The organism is Labrys sp. 22185 (genome assembly GCF_052045555.1).
In the GTDB taxonomy this organism is placed as follows: Bacteria; Pseudomonadota; Alphaproteobacteria; order Rhizobiales; family Labraceae; genus Labrys; species Labrys neptuniae.
The window spans coordinates 1-17,289 of the sequence record NZ_JBQEPH010000004.1; the positions used below are offsets into that span (position 1 = coordinate 1).

General features: G+C 65.4%; 18 protein-coding genes and 1 pseudogene. 11 read left to right on the forward strand and 8 right to left on the reverse strand.

All coding sequences use genetic code 11. The features are described 5' to 3' along the window. Window positions 1-58: 58 nt before the first annotated feature. A complete protein-coding gene (locus tag ACTJKX_RS09935) occupies window positions 59-925 on the reverse strand; it encodes a sulfurtransferase (RefSeq protein WP_311934005.1) in 867 nt (288 codons plus the stop codon). Between the two features lie 161 nt (window positions 926-1,086). Here ACTJKX_RS09935 and ACTJKX_RS09940 point away from each other — a divergent pair, with 161 nt between their 5' ends. Genes ACTJKX_RS09940 through ACTJKX_RS09950 form a run of 3 tightly spaced genes read left to right on the forward strand, consistent with a single transcriptional unit; the run spans window position 1,087 to window position 3,327 of the window. Then, complete coding sequence (locus ACTJKX_RS09940; RefSeq protein ID WP_440725170.1) at window positions 1,087-2,691, forward strand: ABC transporter substrate-binding protein; 1,605 nt, start codon at window positions 1,087-1,089, stop codon at window positions 2,689-2,691. A gap of 13 nt (window positions 2,692-2,704) precedes the next feature. Next, on the forward strand, window positions 2,705-3,055 hold the full coding sequence (locus ACTJKX_RS09945) for a DUF3088 domain-containing protein (RefSeq protein ID WP_311934003.1): 351 nt from the start codon (window positions 2,705-2,707) through the stop codon (window positions 3,053-3,055). Window positions 3,056-3,087: 32 nt separating this feature from the next. Further along, a complete protein-coding gene (locus ACTJKX_RS09950; RefSeq protein ID WP_440725171.1) occupies window positions 3,088-3,327 on the forward strand; it encodes a hypothetical protein in 240 nt (79 codons plus the stop codon). A 3-nt stretch (window positions 3,328-3,330) separates the two neighbouring features. On the opposite strand, the gene ACTJKX_RS09955 is transcribed toward ACTJKX_RS09950, so the two are convergent. Beyond that, a complete protein-coding gene (locus ACTJKX_RS09955; protein ID WP_440725172.1) occupies window positions 3,331-3,918 on the reverse strand; it encodes an NADPH-dependent FMN reductase in 588 nt (195 codons plus the stop codon). Window positions 3,919-4,102: 184 nt separating this feature from the next. On the opposite strand from ACTJKX_RS09955, the gene soxR reads away from it, so the two are divergent. Then, complete coding sequence (gene soxR, locus ACTJKX_RS09960) at window positions 4,103-4,549, forward strand: redox-sensitive transcriptional activator SoxR (RefSeq protein WP_440725173.1); 447 nt, start codon at window positions 4,103-4,105, stop codon at window positions 4,547-4,549. A gap of 124 nt (window positions 4,550-4,673) precedes the next feature. Here soxR and ACTJKX_RS09965 read toward each other — a convergent pair whose 3' ends face one another. Together ACTJKX_RS09965 and ACTJKX_RS09970 are read right to left on the reverse strand one after the other, a co-directional pair. Next, window positions 4,674-4,919 carry a DUF2312 domain-containing protein gene (locus ACTJKX_RS09965; protein ID WP_068283279.1) on the reverse strand — a complete coding sequence of 82 codons (246 nt, stop codon included), beginning with the start codon at window positions 4,917-4,919 and terminating at the stop codon, window positions 4,674-4,676. 215 nt (window positions 4,920-5,134) lie between these two features. Next, window positions 5,135-5,962, reverse strand: a complete 828-nt coding sequence (locus tag ACTJKX_RS09970) for an N-formylglutamate amidohydrolase (protein ID WP_394310832.1) — start codon at window positions 5,960-5,962, stop codon at window positions 5,135-5,137. Window positions 5,963-6,100: 138 nt separating this feature from the next. Between ACTJKX_RS09970 and ACTJKX_RS09975 the strand changes: the two genes are divergently transcribed. The 3 genes and pseudogenes from ACTJKX_RS09975 to pyk all read left to right on the forward strand — a co-directional run bounded on the left by ACTJKX_RS09975 (window position 6,101) and on the right by pyk (window position 9,768). After that, the gene (locus ACTJKX_RS09975) at window positions 6,101-7,015 is read left to right on the forward strand and encodes a DMT family transporter (protein WP_440725174.1); all 915 of its coding nucleotides are present in this window, start codon (window positions 6,101-6,103) and stop codon (window positions 7,013-7,015) included. Window positions 7,016-7,130: 115 nt separating this feature from the next. Next, window positions 7,131-7,700, forward strand: a pseudogene (locus tag ACTJKX_RS09980) (DUF1036 domain-containing protein); the annotation flags it as partial. A gap of 631 nt (window positions 7,701-8,331) precedes the next feature. Next, on the forward strand, window positions 8,332-9,768 hold the full coding sequence (pyk, locus tag ACTJKX_RS09985) for a pyruvate kinase (protein ID WP_311933998.1): 1,437 nt from the start codon (window positions 8,332-8,334) through the stop codon (window positions 9,766-9,768). 196 nt (window positions 9,769-9,964) lie between these two features. Here the strand turns inward: pyk and ACTJKX_RS09990 are convergent, their stop codons facing one another. The 3 genes from ACTJKX_RS09990 to ykgO form a co-directional block, all read right to left on the reverse strand. Beyond that, on the reverse strand, window positions 9,965-10,957 hold the full coding sequence (locus ACTJKX_RS09990; protein WP_440725175.1) for an alpha/beta fold hydrolase: 993 nt from the start codon (window positions 10,955-10,957) through the stop codon (window positions 9,965-9,967). Window positions 10,958-11,113: 156 nt separating this feature from the next. Beyond that, the gene (locus ACTJKX_RS09995; protein WP_440725176.1) at window positions 11,114-11,671 is read right to left on the reverse strand and encodes a tetratricopeptide repeat protein; all 558 of its coding nucleotides are present in this window, start codon (window positions 11,669-11,671) and stop codon (window positions 11,114-11,116) included. Between the two features lie 103 nt (window positions 11,672-11,774). Continuing rightward, window positions 11,775-11,900 carry a type B 50S ribosomal protein L36 gene (gene ykgO / locus ACTJKX_RS10000; protein ID WP_068283257.1) on the reverse strand — a complete coding sequence of 42 codons (126 nt, stop codon included), beginning with the start codon at window positions 11,898-11,900 and terminating at the stop codon, window positions 11,775-11,777. 212 nt (window positions 11,901-12,112) lie between these two features. On the opposite strand from ykgO, the gene ACTJKX_RS10005 reads away from it, so the two are divergent. From ACTJKX_RS10005 to ACTJKX_RS10020, 4 genes are all read left to right on the forward strand, one after another. Beyond that, window positions 12,113-12,745 (forward strand): glutathione S-transferase family protein, encoded by a 633-nt coding sequence (locus tag ACTJKX_RS10005; protein WP_311933994.1) that lies wholly within the window; start codon window positions 12,113-12,115, stop codon window positions 12,743-12,745. Window positions 12,746-12,904: 159 nt separating this feature from the next. Next, window positions 12,905-14,083 (forward strand): cell division protein ZapE, encoded by a 1,179-nt coding sequence (zapE, locus tag ACTJKX_RS10010; RefSeq protein ID WP_440725365.1) that lies wholly within the window; start codon window positions 12,905-12,907, stop codon window positions 14,081-14,083. Between the two features lie 19 nt (window positions 14,084-14,102). Beyond that, window positions 14,103-14,705 carry a TetR/AcrR family transcriptional regulator gene (locus tag ACTJKX_RS10015; protein WP_311933993.1) on the forward strand — a complete coding sequence of 201 codons (603 nt, stop codon included), beginning with the start codon at window positions 14,103-14,105 and terminating at the stop codon, window positions 14,703-14,705. Between the two features lie 93 nt (window positions 14,706-14,798). Continuing rightward, a complete protein-coding gene (locus ACTJKX_RS10020) occupies window positions 14,799-16,514 on the forward strand; it encodes a bifunctional diguanylate cyclase/phosphodiesterase (protein WP_440725177.1) in 1,716 nt (571 codons plus the stop codon). A gap of 44 nt (window positions 16,515-16,558) precedes the next feature. Here the strand turns inward: ACTJKX_RS10020 and phaR are convergent, their stop codons facing one another. Further along, complete coding sequence (phaR, locus tag ACTJKX_RS10025; protein ID WP_394310840.1) at window positions 16,559-17,167, reverse strand: polyhydroxyalkanoate synthesis repressor PhaR; 609 nt, start codon at window positions 17,165-17,167, stop codon at window positions 16,559-16,561. Between the last annotated feature and the right edge of the window lie 122 nt (window positions 17,168-17,289).

Genomic DNA, 17,289 nt, shown 5'->3' on the forward strand with positions numbered 1-17,289 from the left:
CCGCGGTTGCGGCGTTTGTGGAAAGGAAGAGCGGACTGGAAGTCCGCGCTCCGAAAGCCTACTTGCCCAGCCAGATCGTGCCCGACGGATTGTCGACGGGGACGCCGACGGCATTGCCATATTCGGTCCAGGAGCCGTCATAGTTGCGGGCGTCGTAGCCGAGCAGGCGCTTAAGGGCGAACCAGCTATGGCTCGAACGCTCGCCGATGCGGCAATAGGTGATGATCGGCCTGGTTCCGTCGATGCCCTTGGCGGCATAGATGCCGCGGATCTCCTCGACGGGTTTGTAGGTGCCATCCTCGTTGACGATGGTGGCCCAGGGCACGTTCTCGGCGCCCGGTACGTGGCCGGCCCGGATCGCGAGTTCCTTCACGCCCTCGGGGGCGAAGATCTTGCCGGCATATTCGTCGGGCGAGCGGATGTCGACCAGCTGGCCGTCGACCTGGCCCTGGGCAAAGCCGAGCACGTCGGGAAGCCGGGCGCGCAGGGCCTCGTTGCGATCGGGCAGCGTCAGCGCCGAGGTGGCAAAATCAGGCACGTCGGCGGTGAGGGCGAGGCCGCGGGCCTCCCAGAGCTTGCGGCCGCCATCCACCAGCTTGGCGCGCTCGCCGAAGCCGTAGACGTCGAGCACCCATACGCCCCAGGCGGCGAACCAATTGTTGTTGTCGCCATAGACGATCACGGTGGTGTCGTCCTCGACGCCCGCCTTGCGCAGGGTGTCCTGCAGCTTCTCGCGCGAGGCGATGTCGCGGTTGACGGTATCGACCAGGTCGCGATGCCAGTCGAGATTGACGGCCCCGGGGATATGGCCGCGCTCATAGACGGTGGGATCGACGCTGACCTCGAAGATCCGCACCTTGGGGTTGTCCAGGTTTTCGAGAAGCCATTCCGCCGTAACCAGGGATGGGGAAGCCGGTGTCGTCATCGCTTGCCTCGTTGCAGGAGTATCCGGAAGGCGAACTTAATTCATAAATACACTTAGTCCATAATTTTTATATAATAATCTTGACCAAGCTCCATTCCCTGTCATTATTCCGCCATACCGATTGAAACACGGCCCATTTCTCTGAATTCGGAGCAGGCGGCATGCGAAGCAGGATCGGACTTCTCGGCTTTACGGCCCTCGCCCTCACGCTGCAGGCACCCGCAGCCTTCGCGGAAACACCGCCGGGCATCGCGATAGTGGCGCAATCCATCGACGACGTCACCAGCTTCGATCCGGCCGAGGCTTTCGAATCGACGACGGGGCAGGTGGCCAACGCGCTCTATCAGCGCCTGGTGCAGGCCGATCGCGACGAGAGCGCCGCGATCAAGCCGGCGCTGGCCTCGAGCTGGGAAGCGGGTGCCGACGGCAAGAGCCTGACCTTCACGCTGGACAAGGACGCCAAATTCGCCTCCGGCAATCCGGTGCGGCCGGAAGACGTGATCTTCTCCCTGACCCGGGCCGTGAAGCTCAACAAGGCGCCGGCCTTCATCCTGAACGAACTTGGCTGGACCGCCGACAATGTCGATGCCGCCATCAGCAAGGTCGATGACGGCAAGGTCAGGCTGAGCTGGCAGGCCGATGTCGGTCCGTCCTTCGTGCTGGCCATTTTGACGGCCAACGTCGCCTCGGTGCTCGACGAGGCCGTGCTGGCGCCGCAGGCCAGCAATGGCGATTTCGGCAATGGCTGGCTGAAGTCACATTCGGCCGGCAGCGGCGCCTTCAAGATCAACAGTTACACTGCGCATGAAGCGTTGGTGCTGGACGCGAACCCCACTTCGCCCGGCGGCGGCCCCAAGCTGCAGGGGCTCGTCTTCCGCAATGTCCCCGATCCGGCGGCCCGCCGCCTGCTGGTGGAGCAGGGCGATGCCGACATCGCCCGCGGGCTTGGCACCGACCAGGTCGAGACGCTCAGGGACAAGAGCCAGGTCAGCATCTATGCGACGCCGTCGGCGCGGCTCGAATATCTCCTGATCAATACCAAGGCCAATCCGACCCTCGGCAATCCGGCTTTCTGGGAAGCGGCGCGCTATCTCGTCGACTATGAGGGCATCGCCAGGAATTTGCTGCGCGGGCAGTATCGCGTGCACCAGGCCTTCCTGCCCGCGGGATTCCCGGGCGCCTTGGGCGATACCCCCTACAAGCTCGATGTCGCCAAGGCCAGGAAGATCCTGGCTGACGCCGGCATCGGCCCGACCAGGATCAGTTTCCCCGTCTTCAACGAGCCGCTCTTCCTCACCATCGCCCAATCCCTGCAGCAGACCTTCGGCCAGGCTGGCCTCACGCTCGACATCCAGCCGGGTGTGAGCAGCGAGATCTTCGCCAAGGCGCGCTCCGGCCAGTATGAGGTGACCCTGCGCTATTGGGGCCCCGACTATTTCGACCCGCACTCCAATGCCAGCGCGTTCGCCGTCAACAGGGACAACAAGCGTAACACCATCGCCAAGCAGGCGGGCTGGGTGATCCCCGAGCTGAGCGACGAGACGGCCGCAGCCGTCAGGGAACGCGATCCGGCCAGGCGCATCGCGCTCTACGAGGAACTGCAGCGCAAGATCCAGAAGAGCTCACCCTATGTCGTGGTCCTGCAGGACAGCGACGAGGTCGTGCTCGCAAAGGGCGTCACCGGCTATTTCCAGAATCCCCAAGGCGACGTGTTCTACGATCGCGTCGAGAAGCGCGCGACGCCGGTGCGCGCCGATACCAATTGACGGGAGGCAGGACATGGCCCGCAGCCGAGACAAGCTCTTTCTGCTCGAACCGGGATTTGAGGATCCCAACCATCCGGGCCAGCGCTTCGTCTGCCCGCACAGCAACCAGATCGAGGGCGTTCTGGCGAGCTTTCCGGAACTCGCCGGCCAGCTCGACATCGAGCGCGTACCCTTCGCCCGGCCGCGCCGGGCGGTGATCGCCGAACTGGGCGAGGCCAACCAGTCCCTGCCGGCTTTGATCCTGGCGGAGGGACCGGTTCCCGACGATGCGGAGCGCTTCGGAGAGGTCGCCTTCGTCAAGCCGACCCAGCGCATTCTGGACCTTCTGGCCGAGCGGCACGGCTTTCCGCGCCTGCACGCCTGAAACCAGCCTTCAACCACCGACGGAGTAAAGCCATGCGCTTGAGACGGCGGGCTCTGGATCAGCTCCTGCAGGGGCGCCATGCCCATAAGGGCGGGCGCACGCTGGCGCAGCGCGCCCGCAACCTGACGGCGATCGCAACGGCCTATTCGTGGGATGAACTGCTGGCCGAACGTGGCATCGGGCAGGTCACGGCCCTCGAGGTCGAGCGCTGGCTCGCCCTGAACGGGCTGCAATTGCGGCAGGCGGGTGCCGGACCGTTCCAGCACGGCTGAAGCCTATCGGGTTTGGGCCGAGGCCATGGTGGCATCCACCTGCCGGATCTGCCTGAGCGCGCCTGCCCAGCGCTGCAACTGCCCGATCATGACCTCCATGGCCTGGCAAGTTTCCGGGCCGGGCATGAGGCGGCCCTCGGCGTCGATCGCCCGCCAGGCATTGGCGAGGCTCACGCTGTCGCGCAGGGCGATCGCATGCAGCTCGCCGAAGACCAGCCTCAATTGCTCGATGGCCCGCAACCCGCCCGAAATGCCGCCATAGGAGACGAATGCGATCGGCTTTTCCGCCCATTCGCGGCCGGCCGCGTCGATGATCAGCTTGGCGGCGGCCGTATAGCCGTGATTGTATTCCGGCGTCACCAGGACGAAGCAATCGGCGTCGGCCAGCCGGCGGCGCAGTGCCTGCCTCGCCGGGCAATCCTCCTGATGCAGCAAGGCTGCAAGATCGATCTGCTGGGGATCGACGATGTCGATGTCGAACTGCCGGGTGTGGGCAATCCGCGAATGGGCCCATTGGCCGATGGTGTCGCAGAAGCGGCCGTGGCGGCTGCTGCCATAGATCAGGCCCAGGCGGAGCGGCTGCCTGTTCATGCCGGCCTCCCATGGTCTTTCGGCTCAAGGCGCCGAAGGCAGGAACGCTCCGTGATTTCCAATCGCTTGGCGTGTCGGTCGATCGCTCGAATCGTCATCGAAGCCAGTCTCCATGCAAGGCAGGAGTCTTTCTACAAGTTCAAGTGAACTTGAGATCAAGCAATAAATATGCTTTCATGCCGGCATGGATCCCACCCTCACCATCAATCAGATTTCGCGCCGATCGGGCGTGGCGGCGTCAGCCCTGCGTTATTACGAGGAGCGCGGTCTGATCCGGGCCGAACGGGCCGGTTCGGGACATCGGCGCTTTGCGCGTTCGACGCTCAGGCGCATCGCCTTCATCGTCTTCGCCCAGCGCCTGGGCATGACCTTGGAGGAGATCGGGGAGGAGCTCGCCCGGTTACCCAGCGATCACGTGCCGGGTGGCGAGGATTGGGCGCAACTGTCCCAGCCCTGGACCGAGCGGATCGATGCCAGGATCGCCGAGCTTCAGCGGCTGAAGAATGGCCTCACGCGCTGCATCAGCTGCGGATGCCTGTCGCTGGAATTCTGCCAGCTCGCCAATCCGGACGACCGCGCCGGCCGTCTCGGTCCCGGGCCCCGTTATTGGGTGACGACGCGCAACAATTGAGGCTGCAGGCCAGCGGGCATCGAGCGGCCCGTCTTCGCTGCATGGAAAGGAGCTGCATTGCCGGGGCAAGCCCGGCAATGACAAAGGTCGAGCCGACTCGATCCGCTTATGGACGGACGAAGCCTTACTCCATGCCGAGGGCCTGGAGATACAGCTCCAGGATGGCATCTTCCTCGGCGCGTTCGGCGGCCGGCTTTTTGCGCAGGGACACGATCTTGCGCAGGATGGTGACATCGAAGCCGTTGGCCTTGGCCTCGCCATAGACTTCCTTGATGTCGTCGGCGATCGCCTTCTTGTCCTCTTCGAGGCGCTCGATGCGCTCGATGATCGACTTGAGCTGGTCTGCGGCGACCGAGGTTGCGTCCGTCATTGCTTACTCCTGAGACAAATTTGGGGGCGGATGTGGCTGATAAAGCCGAGTCGGGTCAAGTCCCAGAGCGTTCTGCGATTTGGCGGAACCGCCGAGAATCGCAAAGGCGCCTCGAAAACCGCCTTGAAGGTTTCCGATAAAGGTTAGGGATTTCCTCACCTGCCTTGCGGAAGGCCGCGACAGGGATCGCCGGGTACCTCTTGCCACAGCCACCGTCATCGATCCGAGGGCTGGAGCTGAGGCCCGGTGCGCGATCCCCAATGTTCGATGCGCCGGATGGCGGGATCGATGATCAGGGGCGAGAGGGCGTGTGCGATGCGATCTGCCCAGTCCTCCGCACCCTCCTGGGTGCCGATGAGGTCCTGGCGCAATTCGATCAGGGCGTGGGGCAGGCCGCGCAGCGTGGCGTGCTGGTAGAGGGTGTCGCCTTCCAGGGCACCGTCATAGGGCTCGTTGTCGCCCACCACCAGGGCAGGGTCGCGCTTGAAGGCCTCGATCAACGGCCTGGCGATGCGCGGATCCTTGTCCCAGAGCAGGGTGACGTGCCAGGGGCGCGGCACCCCGCGCCAGACCGGCGTGAAGGAATGCACCGAAAACAGCACCGGCACGATGCCGCGGGCGAGCTTCTCGTTCACCAACTCGCCGATCGCCCGGTGATAGGGCCGGTGGAAACGCTCGATCCGCCGGGCGATCTCGGCATGGTCGGCGCGGGCATTGCCGGGCACCAGGGCGCCGTCGGACAGGCGCATCACCAAAGTGGGGTCGTCGGCGCCGCGATTGGGATCGATCAGCAGGCGCGAGAAGCGGGTGAGCAAGGCGGGGGCCCGCAGCCGTGCCGACAAAGCGTGCGTAACCGCCCGCGCCCCGATGTCATAGCCGATATGGCGTTCGAGCTGTGCCGGCGGCAGGCCCAGCGTGCCATAGTCGGCGGGCAGGACGTTGGAGGCGTGGTCGCAGAGCAGGATGAGACCCGAGTCGGGCTGGCCATCCAGCCTTTCGATAGGCGAAAAATCGGACTGCAAGGGGGTACTGACCAAAGGCACGGATATTGTGGGATCGGATGAGGCAGCATAAAGACGAGCCTGAGCCGGCGCCACCGCCAATGCACCTTCCTCATCCGCGAATTCGAGCGGATGCGGATAAGCCGGTTCGCATGCGTGACCTGCCAGGAACTTCTTCCGATGAGCTCTGCAGTCCAATCCGCGGCCCCGGCGCGAAGCGCCTTCTGGCCTGCTTTCGCCGCGCTGATCGCCGGGGCCATGGCGATGGGCATTTCGCCGATCCTGGTGCGGCTGACGGATGTCGGGCCTTTCGCCAGCGCCTTCTACCGCGTGCTGCTGGCCCTGCCGGTGCTCTATGCCTGGATGCGGATCGAGGAAAGCAAGGCCGATACGCCCGATACCGGCCCGGCCTTCTCCCTGCCTGTGATTGCCACCGGTGTGTTCTTCGCCGCCGACCTCTTCTTCTGGCACCTCGCCATCACCAATACCACGGTGGCCAATGCGACTTTCTTTGCCACCATGGCGCCCTTGTGGGTGGTGATCCTCGGCTGGCTGGTCTATCGGCGCAGGGCGAGCCGCGCCGCGATGATCGGCCTCGGCCTGTGTCTGCTGGGCGGACTGGCCCTCGTCGTCCAGTCTCTTGGTTTTGCCCCGGACCATCTCATCGGCGACGGTTTTGCCGGGGTGACGGGACTCTTCTTCGGCGCCTATTTCCTGGCCGTGGAGAAGGCGAGGCTGCGCCACCGCGCTGCGCGGCTCACCTTCTATATGTCGGTGGTGACCGTGGTGATCCTGGCCGTGGCGGCGCTATGGGCGACCCAGAGCCTGGGGCAGCGCTTCCTGCCGGCAGGGGCGGCCGGCTGGCTCGTGCTGATCGCGCTGGCCTGGGTCAGCCATGCCGGCGGGCAGGGGCTGCTGTCGGTCGCGCTCGGCTCGCTGCCGGTGGTGTTTTCCTCGCTGGTGATCTTCCTGGAGGCTGTGGCGGCGGCAGCGCTCGGCTGGCTGGTCCTGGACGAACCGGTCTCCCTGCTGCAGGCGCTCGGCGGCCTGGTCATCATCGCCGGCATCTGGGTTTCGCGCCCACGGCCGGCCTGAGAATGGAGCCGAGGCAGAAATCAATGGTGGCAACCGCGGTCTACGCCTTCTTGCCGCCTTTCTTGCGTCCGAACGAAACGGTATCAAGAGGGCTCCCAAGGCCGAATCGCTCCGGATGATCTCTTCCTCTCTTCGCCTCCCGCTCGCCGCGGCCGTGACCTGCCTGGCATCCTTGTTCGCCGCCGGCCCGGCCATGGCTGATTTCCGCCTGTGCAACAACACCTCCAGCCGGGTGGGGGTTGCCGTCGGCTATCGCGACAAGCAGGGCTGGCTCACCGAGGGCTGGTGGAATGTCGCGGCGCGCAGTTGCGAGTCCATCCTGAAGGGCCCGCTGGCGGCACGGTTCTACTATGTCTATGCGGTCGATTACGACCAGGGCGGGGAATGGAGCGGCAACGCCTTCATGTGCTCGCGCGACAAGGAATTCACCATTCGCGGTTTCGAGAACTGCCTGGCGCGTGGCTATAACCGTACCGGCTTTTTCGAGATCGACACCAGCGAACAGAAGGCCTGGACGGTCCAGCTTTCCGAGCAGGCCCAGAACGGGGCGAAGCCCAAATCGAACGCTCCGGCCGACACGCCTCCTGCGCAAGGGCCTTCGGCTCCGGCCGCCCCGGCACCGGCTGTCCCACCCGCCTCCGGCGCGGCGCCCGCCCCGGCCAATCCGCCGGCCGTGACCACGCCGCCGGTGGTCTCGCCCGCGGCGCCGTCGCCGATGACGCCGCAGGATGTGCCGGCTCCTGCCGCACCTGCGCAGCCCGCCGGGGAGTCGCCGAACCCGCCAGCAGTGAGCCCGCCCGCCCCGGCCAATCCGCCTCAGGACGCGGCGCCGCCGCAGCCCGGTGCCGACGGTCCTCCCCCTGCGGAAGGGACACCAACCACGCCCGCGCCCCCTCTGCCGCCCGAGCGACCACCCTCGGCACCCTAGAGCCAAGCCCGTTCAGGGCACCAATGCAGTCCATTGAAGGAGGAGCCGCTCCCAATTGTCATAGCCGGGCTTGACCGGGCTATCCAGAAGCCACACGCGCAACGCGGAGATCCAGGCTGGATTGCCGGGTCAAGCCCGGCAATGACGAAGATCGAACAAAAACATAGCGCTTAAGTGAACCGCATTCGTTCAGGGGACGCGTCTTTGCGATTCGAGGTGATTCCGCTCGATCGCAAAACGCTAGGGGGCGAATTAGCGGGCCAGCGTGGCATTTATGTCACTTAACTGGCGTGAAAATCGGACTAGAGTGCCATCTCATCCTTGCGGATGCGCTGTGTCAGCGCCACGAGATCCGCGCAAAAAACCAAGATAAGAAAGAAACAGTCGTATGCGACGCCAGCGAAAAGTAAAAATTCTCGCCACCTTGGGTCCTGCCTCGTCGTCGCGGGAGATGATCGCCCATTTGTTTCGCGCCGGTGCAGACCTGTTCCGCATCAATATGAGCCACACCTCGCATGACCGCATGCGCGAAATGGTGGGCCTGATTCGTGACGTCGAGAAGGAATGCGGCCGGCCGATCGGCATCCTGCTCGACCTTCAGGGCCCCAAGCTGCGGATCGGCGAATTCGCCGGTGGCGCTGTGCAACTGGCCAATGGGACCAGCTTTACCCTCGATTCGGACCCGACGCCCGGCGATGCCAGCCGTGTCTACCTGCCCCATCCGGAAATCCTGTCCGCCCTGCGGCCCGGCCATACCCTGCTGCTCGATGACGGCAAGGTGCGGCTGAAGACCACCGAGGCGACCGGCGACCGCGCCGTCACCGAGGTCATCGTCGGCGGCAAGATGTCGAACCGCAAGGGCGTTTCGCTGCCCGATACCGAGATCGCCGTCTCGGCGATGACGCCCAAGGACCATGCCGATCTGGAGGCCGGGCTCGGCGCCGGCGTCGACATCGTGGCTCTCTCCTTCGTGCAGCGTCCCGAGGACATCCTGGAGGCGCGCGAGATCATCCAGGGCCGCGCCCTGGTGATGTCGAAGATTGAAAAGCCCCAGGCGATCCTGCGTCTCGACGAGATCTTCGAGGCCTCCGACGCCCTGATGGTGGCGCGCGGCGACCTCGGTGTCGAACTGCCGCTCGAAAAGGTGCCCGGCCTGCAGAAGCGCATCGTGCGCGGTGCGCGCAAGCTCGGCAAGCCGGTCGTGGTGGCGACCCAGATGCTGGAATCGATGATCACCTCGCCCGTGCCGACGCGCGCCGAAGTGTCGGACGTGGCGACGGCCGTCTATGAGGGCGCCGATGCCGTGATGCTTTCGGCCGAGAGCGCTGCCGGCGAATTCCCGCGCGAGGCGGTCGCGACCATGAACCGCATCGCCGAGGAGGTGGAGCGCGACGTCCTGCACCGTACCATCATCAACGCCCAGCGCAGCGAACCCGAGCAGACCGGCGCCGACGCCATTGCAGCGGCCGCGCGCACCATCTCCGAAACGCTCGATCTCGCCGCCCTGATCGCCTGGACGGCCTCGGGTTCGACCGGCATCCGCATCGCTCGCGAACGTGCCGAGAAGCCCCTGCTGGCGCTGACGCCCAATGTCGGCACGGCGCGCCGCCTCGCTTTGGTCTGGGGTGTCCATGCCGTGCTGACCGACGATGCCCGCGACATCGGCGACATGGTCGATCGCGCCTGCCGCCATGCCTCGCAAGACGGTTTCGCGCAGACCGGCCAGCGCGTGCTGATCATGGCGGGCATTCCCTTCGGCACGCCGGGCGCGACCAATATGGTGCGTATCGCCGTGATCGGCGCGGATGGTGGCGAAGGGGCCTGATGGCTGCGTCGCGATAGTTTCATAGACAAGTTAGCCGGCAATAATATTGCCGGCTAACTTTTTGATTCAATGGCTCCAAATCTCAATGTCCTGCCGAAAGCCGCCAAAGACGGGTGATCGTTCGCCCGACCCCGCTGGGCCATGTCGGCATCTTTGTGAAGTCGCACTTTCGAGCTGTTTTTAAATAGTCAGCTAACTATTGTGCGGCTTGCCGCATCGAGTCGCGCTCGTCGGCTGCCTGGGCGACGCTACCGATCGCCTCCAGCACCATTTTCTTGGCCGTGTAGTGGATCTGATGGCCGCCACCGGGAACCAGGACCAGGCGGGACCCCTGCACCTGCCGATGCAGCGCCTCGGCATGGATGCTGGTCGACACCACATGATCGGCCGGATCGGCGACGATGGCGGTGGGGACGGTGATCTCATGATAGCGGGAAGACTGGGCCGTCAGGCAGGCCTTGAGGACGGCGACATCCTGCCCGTTCCAGCGGAACTCGTTTGGCCGCAGTACCAGCGCGGCGCTGGCCTTGCGGACATAATCGGTCGGCGCCTCGCCCGGCCTGAAGGAGTCGTCGACCGACTTCTTCAGGCCCCAGCTGCCAACCGGGGTCATCACGGTGTGCACGAAGAGCCGCCCGAGCACCGGCAGGGCGGCGAGGCGGTAATACCAGTTGATGCCACCCGGCCAGGGATGGGTGGCTCCGGCCAGCACCACCAGGCCGGCAACCCGATCCTTGTATTCGACGGCCAGCAGCGTGGCGAGGGAGCCGGCCAGGGAATGGCCGACTACGATGAAGCGGTCCACGCCGTGCGCATCCAGGGCTGCCATCACCAGCTTGGCCTGTGCCGCGGTGGCGGCATCGCCGCGGCCGTTCGGCCGGTCGCTCCAGCCATGCCCCGGCCGGTCCACCGCGATCACGCGACGCTGGCGTGCCAGGTCCTCGCCGATGCCGAAGACGATGTCGCGGGCATTGGAGGTGGCGCCATGCAGCAGCAGCACCGGCAGCTTCTCGCTGCCATGACCGGCACCGAGATCGATCAGATGCAGCCGTCCGCCGGGCACGGGCGCGAATACGCCTTCGGGCGGATTTTCTGCAGCGATGCGGGCGGCGATGACAGCGGTGGCCTGGATGGCTCCGAGCACATGGGCAAGGAGGAGAATGCCGATGAAGAGCAGAAAGAGGGTCAATCGCGGCCTTTGGCGTGCTGATACCGGTAGGAAATATGCTTCTAGCCGTTTTGCAATCGGGTCGAAAGTCCCCCGGGATGGCAGGCTTCGGGCCACGGGCCTTGCGGTGATGGCGCAGGAACAGGGAAGGGCGATCTCCAGCCCGCCGGCCCGGACTTAGATATCGCGCCCTTCGACCTCGGGCTTGAGTTCGTCCATCATCTTGCGGGCGCCGGCAATGTGAGGATTGATCGCCAGGGCATGTTTGAGCGCTTCATAGGCATTCTTCTTGTCGCCCAGGTCGACCAGCATCATGGCCAGGCCGTTCCAGGCGCCATATTCGCGCGGATTGCGCCGCAGCGTCTCGGCGACGTCGGCGATCGAGCGGGCATAGTCCTTTTTCAGGAAATAGGCGGTGGCCCGCTTGTTCCAGGCCTCGGCGTAATCGGGCCTGAGATGGATCACGGCATTGAGGATCTTGATGGCCTTGTCGGTATTCGAGGCCTTGATCGCCGTCAGCGCCCGGTCCATCAGGAGGTCGGTGGTGTCGCTGCCCGAGCGCAGCTCCACGCGCTCGATGGCGAGCGCGATGTTGTCGGCTTCCTTTTCCGACTGGGCCTTGGCAAGGCGCTCATAGAGGCGGTCGAGCTCGGGATCGCCGGCCGGCCGGGTCTCGGCCAGGGCGATGGCAGGGGCGGCAAGCATGCCGATCAGGGCCAGAATCGCGATCCTCATGCCGGGATAGTGGCGCGAGATTGTGGCGGATTCAAAGACAAAAACCCGGCCGCATCGCTGCGGCCGGGTTCAAACGCGGCAGACCCGATAAATCGGCGCAAAATCAGCCCTGGCGGGCCTTGTAGCGCTTCTGGGTCTTGTTGATGATGTAGACGCGGCCCTTGCGGCGGACCAGCTGATTGTCGCGATGGCGCGTGCGCAGCGACTTGAGCGAATTGCGGATCTTCATGGTACTCGTGCCTCAGGTTGGAGCACGCGAGAAGACGCAAGAGCTCCCAAATTCGAAAGATGCGGGGTTCTAGCGACGAGGGGGCCGGATGTCAACACGGTCGGCGCCGCCATTATCGTGGCGGCGCGGCACACCTGCGTGCCGGGCCTATGCCATTGCAGCTCTATTGTCTATGACTGGCCGCGACGACTGGCCGCGACGAGGAGATCCGCATGGCCGACTACAAGCTCTACGCCTTTGGTGAATCGGGCAATTGCTACAAGGTGGCGCTGATGCTGGCCCTGACCGGCACGCCGTGGCAGCGCCTGCCGGTCGATTTCTTCAATGGCGAGACCCGCACCGACGATTTCCGCGCGGTCAACGAGATGGGCGAAGCGCCGGTGCTGCTGCATGACGGCAAGGTGCTGAGCCAGTCGGGCGTGATTCTCGACTACCTCGCGGAGCAAACCGGCCGCTTCGGCGCAGACAATGCCGACGAACGGCGCGAGATCCTGCGCTGGATGCTGTTCGACAACCACAAATTCACCAGCTACTACGCCACCCTGCGCTTCATCGTCGGCCTACAGAAGAGCGGCGAGAGTCCGGTTACCGAATTCCTGCGCGGGCGAGCCAAGTCTGCCTTTGCCATCGTCGACAAGCATCTGGCTGGCCGGGATTTCCTGGTGGCGGATCGCCTGACCATCGCCGACCTGTCCCTGGCCGGCTATGTCTTCTTCGAGGAGGAGACGGGCCTGGCGCTTTCGGCCTATCCCAACATCCTGGCCTGGCGCGCCCGCATCGCGGCCATGCCGGGCTGGAAGCCGCCCTATGAGATGGTGCCGCATGCCCCGCCGGCGCGGGTTTGATCGAAGCTTCCTGTCCCTGTCATCGCCGGGCTTGACAATGAAACCAGGTCAACTGGATGCCCGGATCGAGCCGGGCCTGACAAAGGCCGGTGTCTCTTTCGCCATAAGTCAGATAGTTAAGGCCACCGAGCGCCCAAATAGAAACCGACGATACGGGACATTTCCTTGCACGCACCCGCCCCGACTTCCCTGCTCGACCGCTACCTTGCCCTCGTCGCCGCCGGCGGACTTGAACGCGACGCAGCCCAGGAGGTTGTCCTCGCCCGCCTGCAGACCGTCCTGGATGGATTGGGTGAGATGTCGGCGACAGGCAAGTCCGGCGCCTTCGGCTGGCTGTTCGGGCGGGCCAAACCCAAGCCGGTGCCGAAAGGCCTCTATATCTGGGGCGAGGTCGGGCGTGGCAAGACCATGCTGATGGACCTGTTTCACGAAGCGGTGCCGGCCGGGATCAGCCATCGCCGCGTGCATTTCAACGCCTTCATGAACGACGTGCATGAGCGCATCTTCCACTATCGCAGCGAGATCCGCGCCGGGCGGGTCAAGGGCGACGATCCGATCGGCCCGGTGGCCGAGGTGCTGGCCAGGGAAGCCAGGCTTCTGTGCTTCGACGAATTTTCCGTCACCGACATTGCCGATGCCATGATCCTCGGGCGCCTCTTCACGCAGCTGTTCGCGCATGGCGTGGTGGTGGTCGCTACCTCCAATGTGGTGCCCGACCGGCTCTATGAGGACGGCCTGAACCGCGCCCTCTTCCTGCCCTTCATCGGCCTGCTGCAGCAGCATATGGAGGTGGTGAAGCTGGAGGCGCGCACGGATTATCGCCTCGAGAAGCTTTCGGGCGGGGAGACCTATCTGGTCGGCAGCGGGCCGCAGGTCCGCGCCGGGATGGATGCAGCCTTCGAGCGCCTTACGGGTAGGAAAGAGGGCCTGCCGCTGGTGCTGACCGTCAAGGGCCGTGCCCTGAAGGTGCCGCAGGCCGCCATGGGCGTCGCCCGTTTCTCCTTCGCCGAACTCTGCGGCCAGCCCCTGGGCTCGGCCGACTATCTCGCCCTTGCCGAGCATTTCCACACGTTGCTGATCGACGACATCCCGGTGCTCAAGCAGGAGCAGCGCAACGAAGCCAAGCGTTTCATCCTGGTCATCGACTGCCTCTATGATCGCGGTGCCAAGCTGGTCGCCTCCGCGGCGACGGAGCCAACCGGGATCTATCCCTATCAGGAGGGACGCGAGGGCTTCGAATTCCAGCGCACCATTTCGCGCCTGATCGAAATGCGTTCGGAGGCTTATCTCGCCCAGCCGCATCGGGCGCCGCCCAAGACGTCCCTGGTGGATGGCTGAGCCCGCGGGGAGGTAGGAGATGGGCGGCAAGAGCGAACCGACCGGCGCGCGGCTTTTGGACATTGCCACCGATCACGTGCGCAAGCACGGGCTGGAGCGCACGTCCGTGGTGGCGGTCGCCCGCGAGGCCCAGGTCAGCCATGCCGCGGTCTATCGCTATTTCGCCTCCAAGGACGCGCTGATCGACGCCGTCACCGCCGACTGGCACAAGGCGGTGGAGACCCAGCTCGCCGTGGTCGCCGACGCGCCCGACCCGGCCGACGACAAGCTCGAGCGCATGATGCTGCTGCTGGCGCGCCTCTATCGCGAGCGCCTCGACCAGGAGCCCAATCTCTATGCCGCCTGGCTGTCGGCGATCGGCGAGAACCGTGCCGTGGTGCGCAAGCATCGCCGCCGCATCCGCAGCCTGATCGAACGCGTCGTCGACGAAGGGCGATCCATCGAACTCTTCCGGGCGCGCTCGAACGAGAGGCTGATCGCCTTTCTTGGCGATGCCCTGCACCGCTTCATCGACCCGGCGGCCATCGCAGCGGATCGGGATGCCAACCGCCTCGAACTCGACCAGCGCCTTGCCCGCCTGCTGCGCGTGGTGATCCGCGCCATGGTGGCCGGCAGCGTGTAATTCTGGGGCCGTCTTTCCGAGCTATTAATCATTCCACGGCATTGTTCTTGCTTCCCCTTTTACGCCCAATGCAGCGGGCGCAGGACGCGAAGCATGTATGATAGTGCCGTGCCGGCCTCCGGCACCTGTGTCGACCAGCCGATCCTCGATCCCGGCACCCTTCTCGGTGCCCTTGGCCAGGCCAGCTACGAATGGTGCCTGGAGACCGACCGTCTCGCCTGGGGAGCCGGAGCGTCCACCGTGCTCGGCGTGCGGGCCGCAGCCGACATCGCCGATGGCAGGGCCTTTGCCCGCCTGATCGATCTCGACCGGCCTGGCGGCCGGCACGAGGCCATCCTGCAGAGCCCGCATGGGGGAACGACGGAGGGCGCGCCCTATTGCCTGCGCTATAGCTACCGCCCGCATGCGGCTGGCCGGAAGCGCTGGATCGAGGATCGCGGACGCTGGTTCGCCGGGCCGGACGGGCGCCCCGTGGTCGCGCGCGGCATGGTGCGTGTCGTGGCCGAATGCCCGGAAGACGAGACGGCGACATCGGCCCACACGGTGATCGGCATTCATGATCGTGTTTTCGCCGCCGCCCTGGCCGATGCCTGTGCGGCGGGACGGCAGGCCGGGCTGTTCCTGGCCACCATCGACCAGCTCGGCGCCCTTCATGGTGCCTTCGGCGCCGTGGTGGCGGACCGCGTCTGCGCCCAGGTGATGCGCGGATTGCGTGGCGTGCTGCGCATCGGCGACAGCCTCACCAGCATTGCGGACGGCAAGTTCGCCGTGATGCTGCCCGGCTGCCGGGCCGAGGACATCAGGGCAGCGGCGGAACGCTTCCAGCTCGCGATCGACCGCGTCATCGTGGAGGCAGAGGCCGGCATGATCCGGCCCACGATCTCGATCGGCGCCGTTCACATCGCGCCCTCTGCGGAGACTGCGGGGACGGCCCTGCACGCGGCGCAGCAGGCCCTCGACCGCTGCGAGCGCGAAACGCCGGGCGGCATCGCGATCTTCGCGGAAGGCGATCACCAGGCCGCATCGGCAAATGCGGCGCAGCGCCTGGCGCTGGCGCTCAACGAAGACCGCGTCTTCCTCGGTTTCGAGCCGGTGCTGGCGGCTCAGGCGGCGGGCCGCCAGGCTTTCCGGGCCCGCGCCTTCATCCGTATGCCCGGCAATGGCGCAACATCGGCTTCTGCCACGCTGCAGCCGGCGTCCCTGCAACCGGCGTCCCTGCAACCGGCCTGGCTGACCCCGGCCTGCGACCGCGCCCTCGTCCGCCGGCTCGCCCTGCGGCTGGTGGACCTGGCCGGCGCGGTGCTCGACCGCCATCCCGGCGTCGAGCTGATCCTGCCCCTGCCGGTCGTCGTCGATCCGCGCCGGGGCCCGGGCGACAGTTTCGAGCGCTTGACCATCGAGCTTGACGAGGCGCTGGCCAAGGCCGATCTCGACAATAATGGGCGCTACTGCCGCGCAATCCGCGCCTCCGGCGCCCGGCTCGGCATTGGTGGCTTCGGCGGAGGCCATCTCGACTTCGCCGAACTCCAGGCTCTCGAGGTCCGCCAGGTGACGCTCAACGGCGTGCTGGTCGAAATGGCCGGCCAGGTTGCGCAGGGCCGTTTCGCGCTGCGCAGCCTGATCGAGACCGGTGCACGACAAGGTCTCGACATGGCGGCCGAATGGGTGGATGACGAGATCGTTGCCCGCCAGCTGGTGACCTGGGGCTGCAGCCGTGTGATGGGGACGGCGGCGGGCTCGCTTCGGCTGGAACTGCCGCGGCTGCGCGATGCCGGCCGCCAGGCCCCGATGGCACTGACCGGAACTTGAGAGGCAACCTGCCTTCTCCCCTTACAGGAGAAGGCGAGCGGCGCTCATTTTTTATCGTCGCTGATGCGATCGAGGCGCGACTTCATCTCCGCCAGCTCCTTCTTGAGCGTGTCGAGGTCGTCGCTGCTCTTGGAAGTTGCGGTTGCGGCCGGTTCCTTCACATCCTCGCTGTCGGGCTGGGTGAAAGGCGAGAACAGGCGGAAGGCGCGCTGGAAAGCGGCCATATTGTTGCGGGCCTGCTCCTCGAGCGCACCGAAACCGCCATTGACCCAGGGCGCCTGGCCCCAGCCGCTGGTAAGATGCTGAGTCATCTGCTCGCGCAGCTTCTGCTGGTCCCGCGTGAGATTGTCGATGGAAAATTCGAGGAAGCTCGGCACCAGTGCCTGCATGCTGTCGCCGTAGAAGCGGATCAACTGGCGCAGGAAAGTGATCGGCAGCAGGTTCTGGCCCTTGTTCTCCTGCTCGAAGATGATCTGGGTGAGCACCTGGCGGGTGATGTCCTCGTTGGTCTTGGCATCGTGGACCACGAAATCTTCGCCGGCTTTGACCATGGCGCCGAGATCTTCGAGCGTGACATAGGTCGAGGTACCCGTGTTGTAGAGGCGCCGGTTGGCGTATTTCTTGATCGTGGTCGGCTCTTTAGCTTTCGCCATCCTACTGCCCCTTACGCTCGTCCCTGCCCTGCAGAATTTCCGAACGAGCTCGCCTGCACAAGCCTGGAAATTCCGAACCATCCCGGGTCGCCGCGGCGGCTTCCCGTCCGACGACGGTACCC

Coding starts and splice junctions, on each gene's coding strand:
- ACTJKX_RS10015 (WP_311933993.1), top strand. CDS start 14,103: ATGGGCGGCAAGAGCGAACCGACCGGCGCGCGGCTTTTGGACATTGCC.
- ACTJKX_RS09995 (WP_440725176.1), bottom strand. CDS start 11,671: ATGAGGATCGCGATTCTGGCCCTGATCGGCATGCTTGCCGCCCCTGCC.
- ACTJKX_RS10005 (WP_311933994.1), top strand. CDS start 12,113: ATGGCCGACTACAAGCTCTACGCCTTTGGTGAATCGGGCAATTGCTAC.
- ACTJKX_RS09975 (WP_440725174.1), top strand. CDS start 6,101: ATGAGCTCTGCAGTCCAATCCGCGGCCCCGGCGCGAAGCGCCTTCTGG.
- ACTJKX_RS09950 (WP_440725171.1), top strand. CDS start 3,088: ATGCGCTTGAGACGGCGGGCTCTGGATCAGCTCCTGCAGGGGCGCCAT.
- ACTJKX_RS10020 (WP_440725177.1), top strand. CDS start 14,799: ATGTATGATAGTGCCGTGCCGGCCTCCGGCACCTGTGTCGACCAGCCG.
- ACTJKX_RS09965 (WP_068283279.1), bottom strand. CDS start 4,919: ATGACGGACGCAACCTCGGTCGCCGCAGACCAGCTCAAGTCGATCATC.
- ACTJKX_RS09940 (WP_440725170.1), top strand. CDS start 1,087: ATGCGAAGCAGGATCGGACTTCTCGGCTTTACGGCCCTCGCCCTCACG.
- ACTJKX_RS09955 (WP_440725172.1), bottom strand. CDS start 3,918: ATGAACAGGCAGCCGCTCCGCCTGGGCCTGATCTATGGCAGCAGCCGC.
- phaR (WP_394310840.1), bottom strand. CDS start 17,167: ATGGCGAAAGCTAAAGAGCCGACCACGATCAAGAAATACGCCAACCGG.
- ykgO (WP_068283257.1), bottom strand. CDS start 11,900: ATGAAGATCCGCAATTCGCTCAAGTCGCTGCGCACGCGCCATCGCGAC.
- ACTJKX_RS09935 (WP_311934005.1), bottom strand. CDS start 925: ATGACGACACCGGCTTCCCCATCCCTGGTTACGGCGGAATGGCTTCTC.
- ACTJKX_RS09945 (WP_311934003.1), top strand. CDS start 2,705: ATGGCCCGCAGCCGAGACAAGCTCTTTCTGCTCGAACCGGGATTTGAG.
- soxR (WP_440725173.1), top strand. CDS start 4,103: ATGGATCCCACCCTCACCATCAATCAGATTTCGCGCCGATCGGGCGTG.
- pyk (WP_311933998.1), top strand. CDS start 8,332: ATGCGACGCCAGCGAAAAGTAAAAATTCTCGCCACCTTGGGTCCTGCC.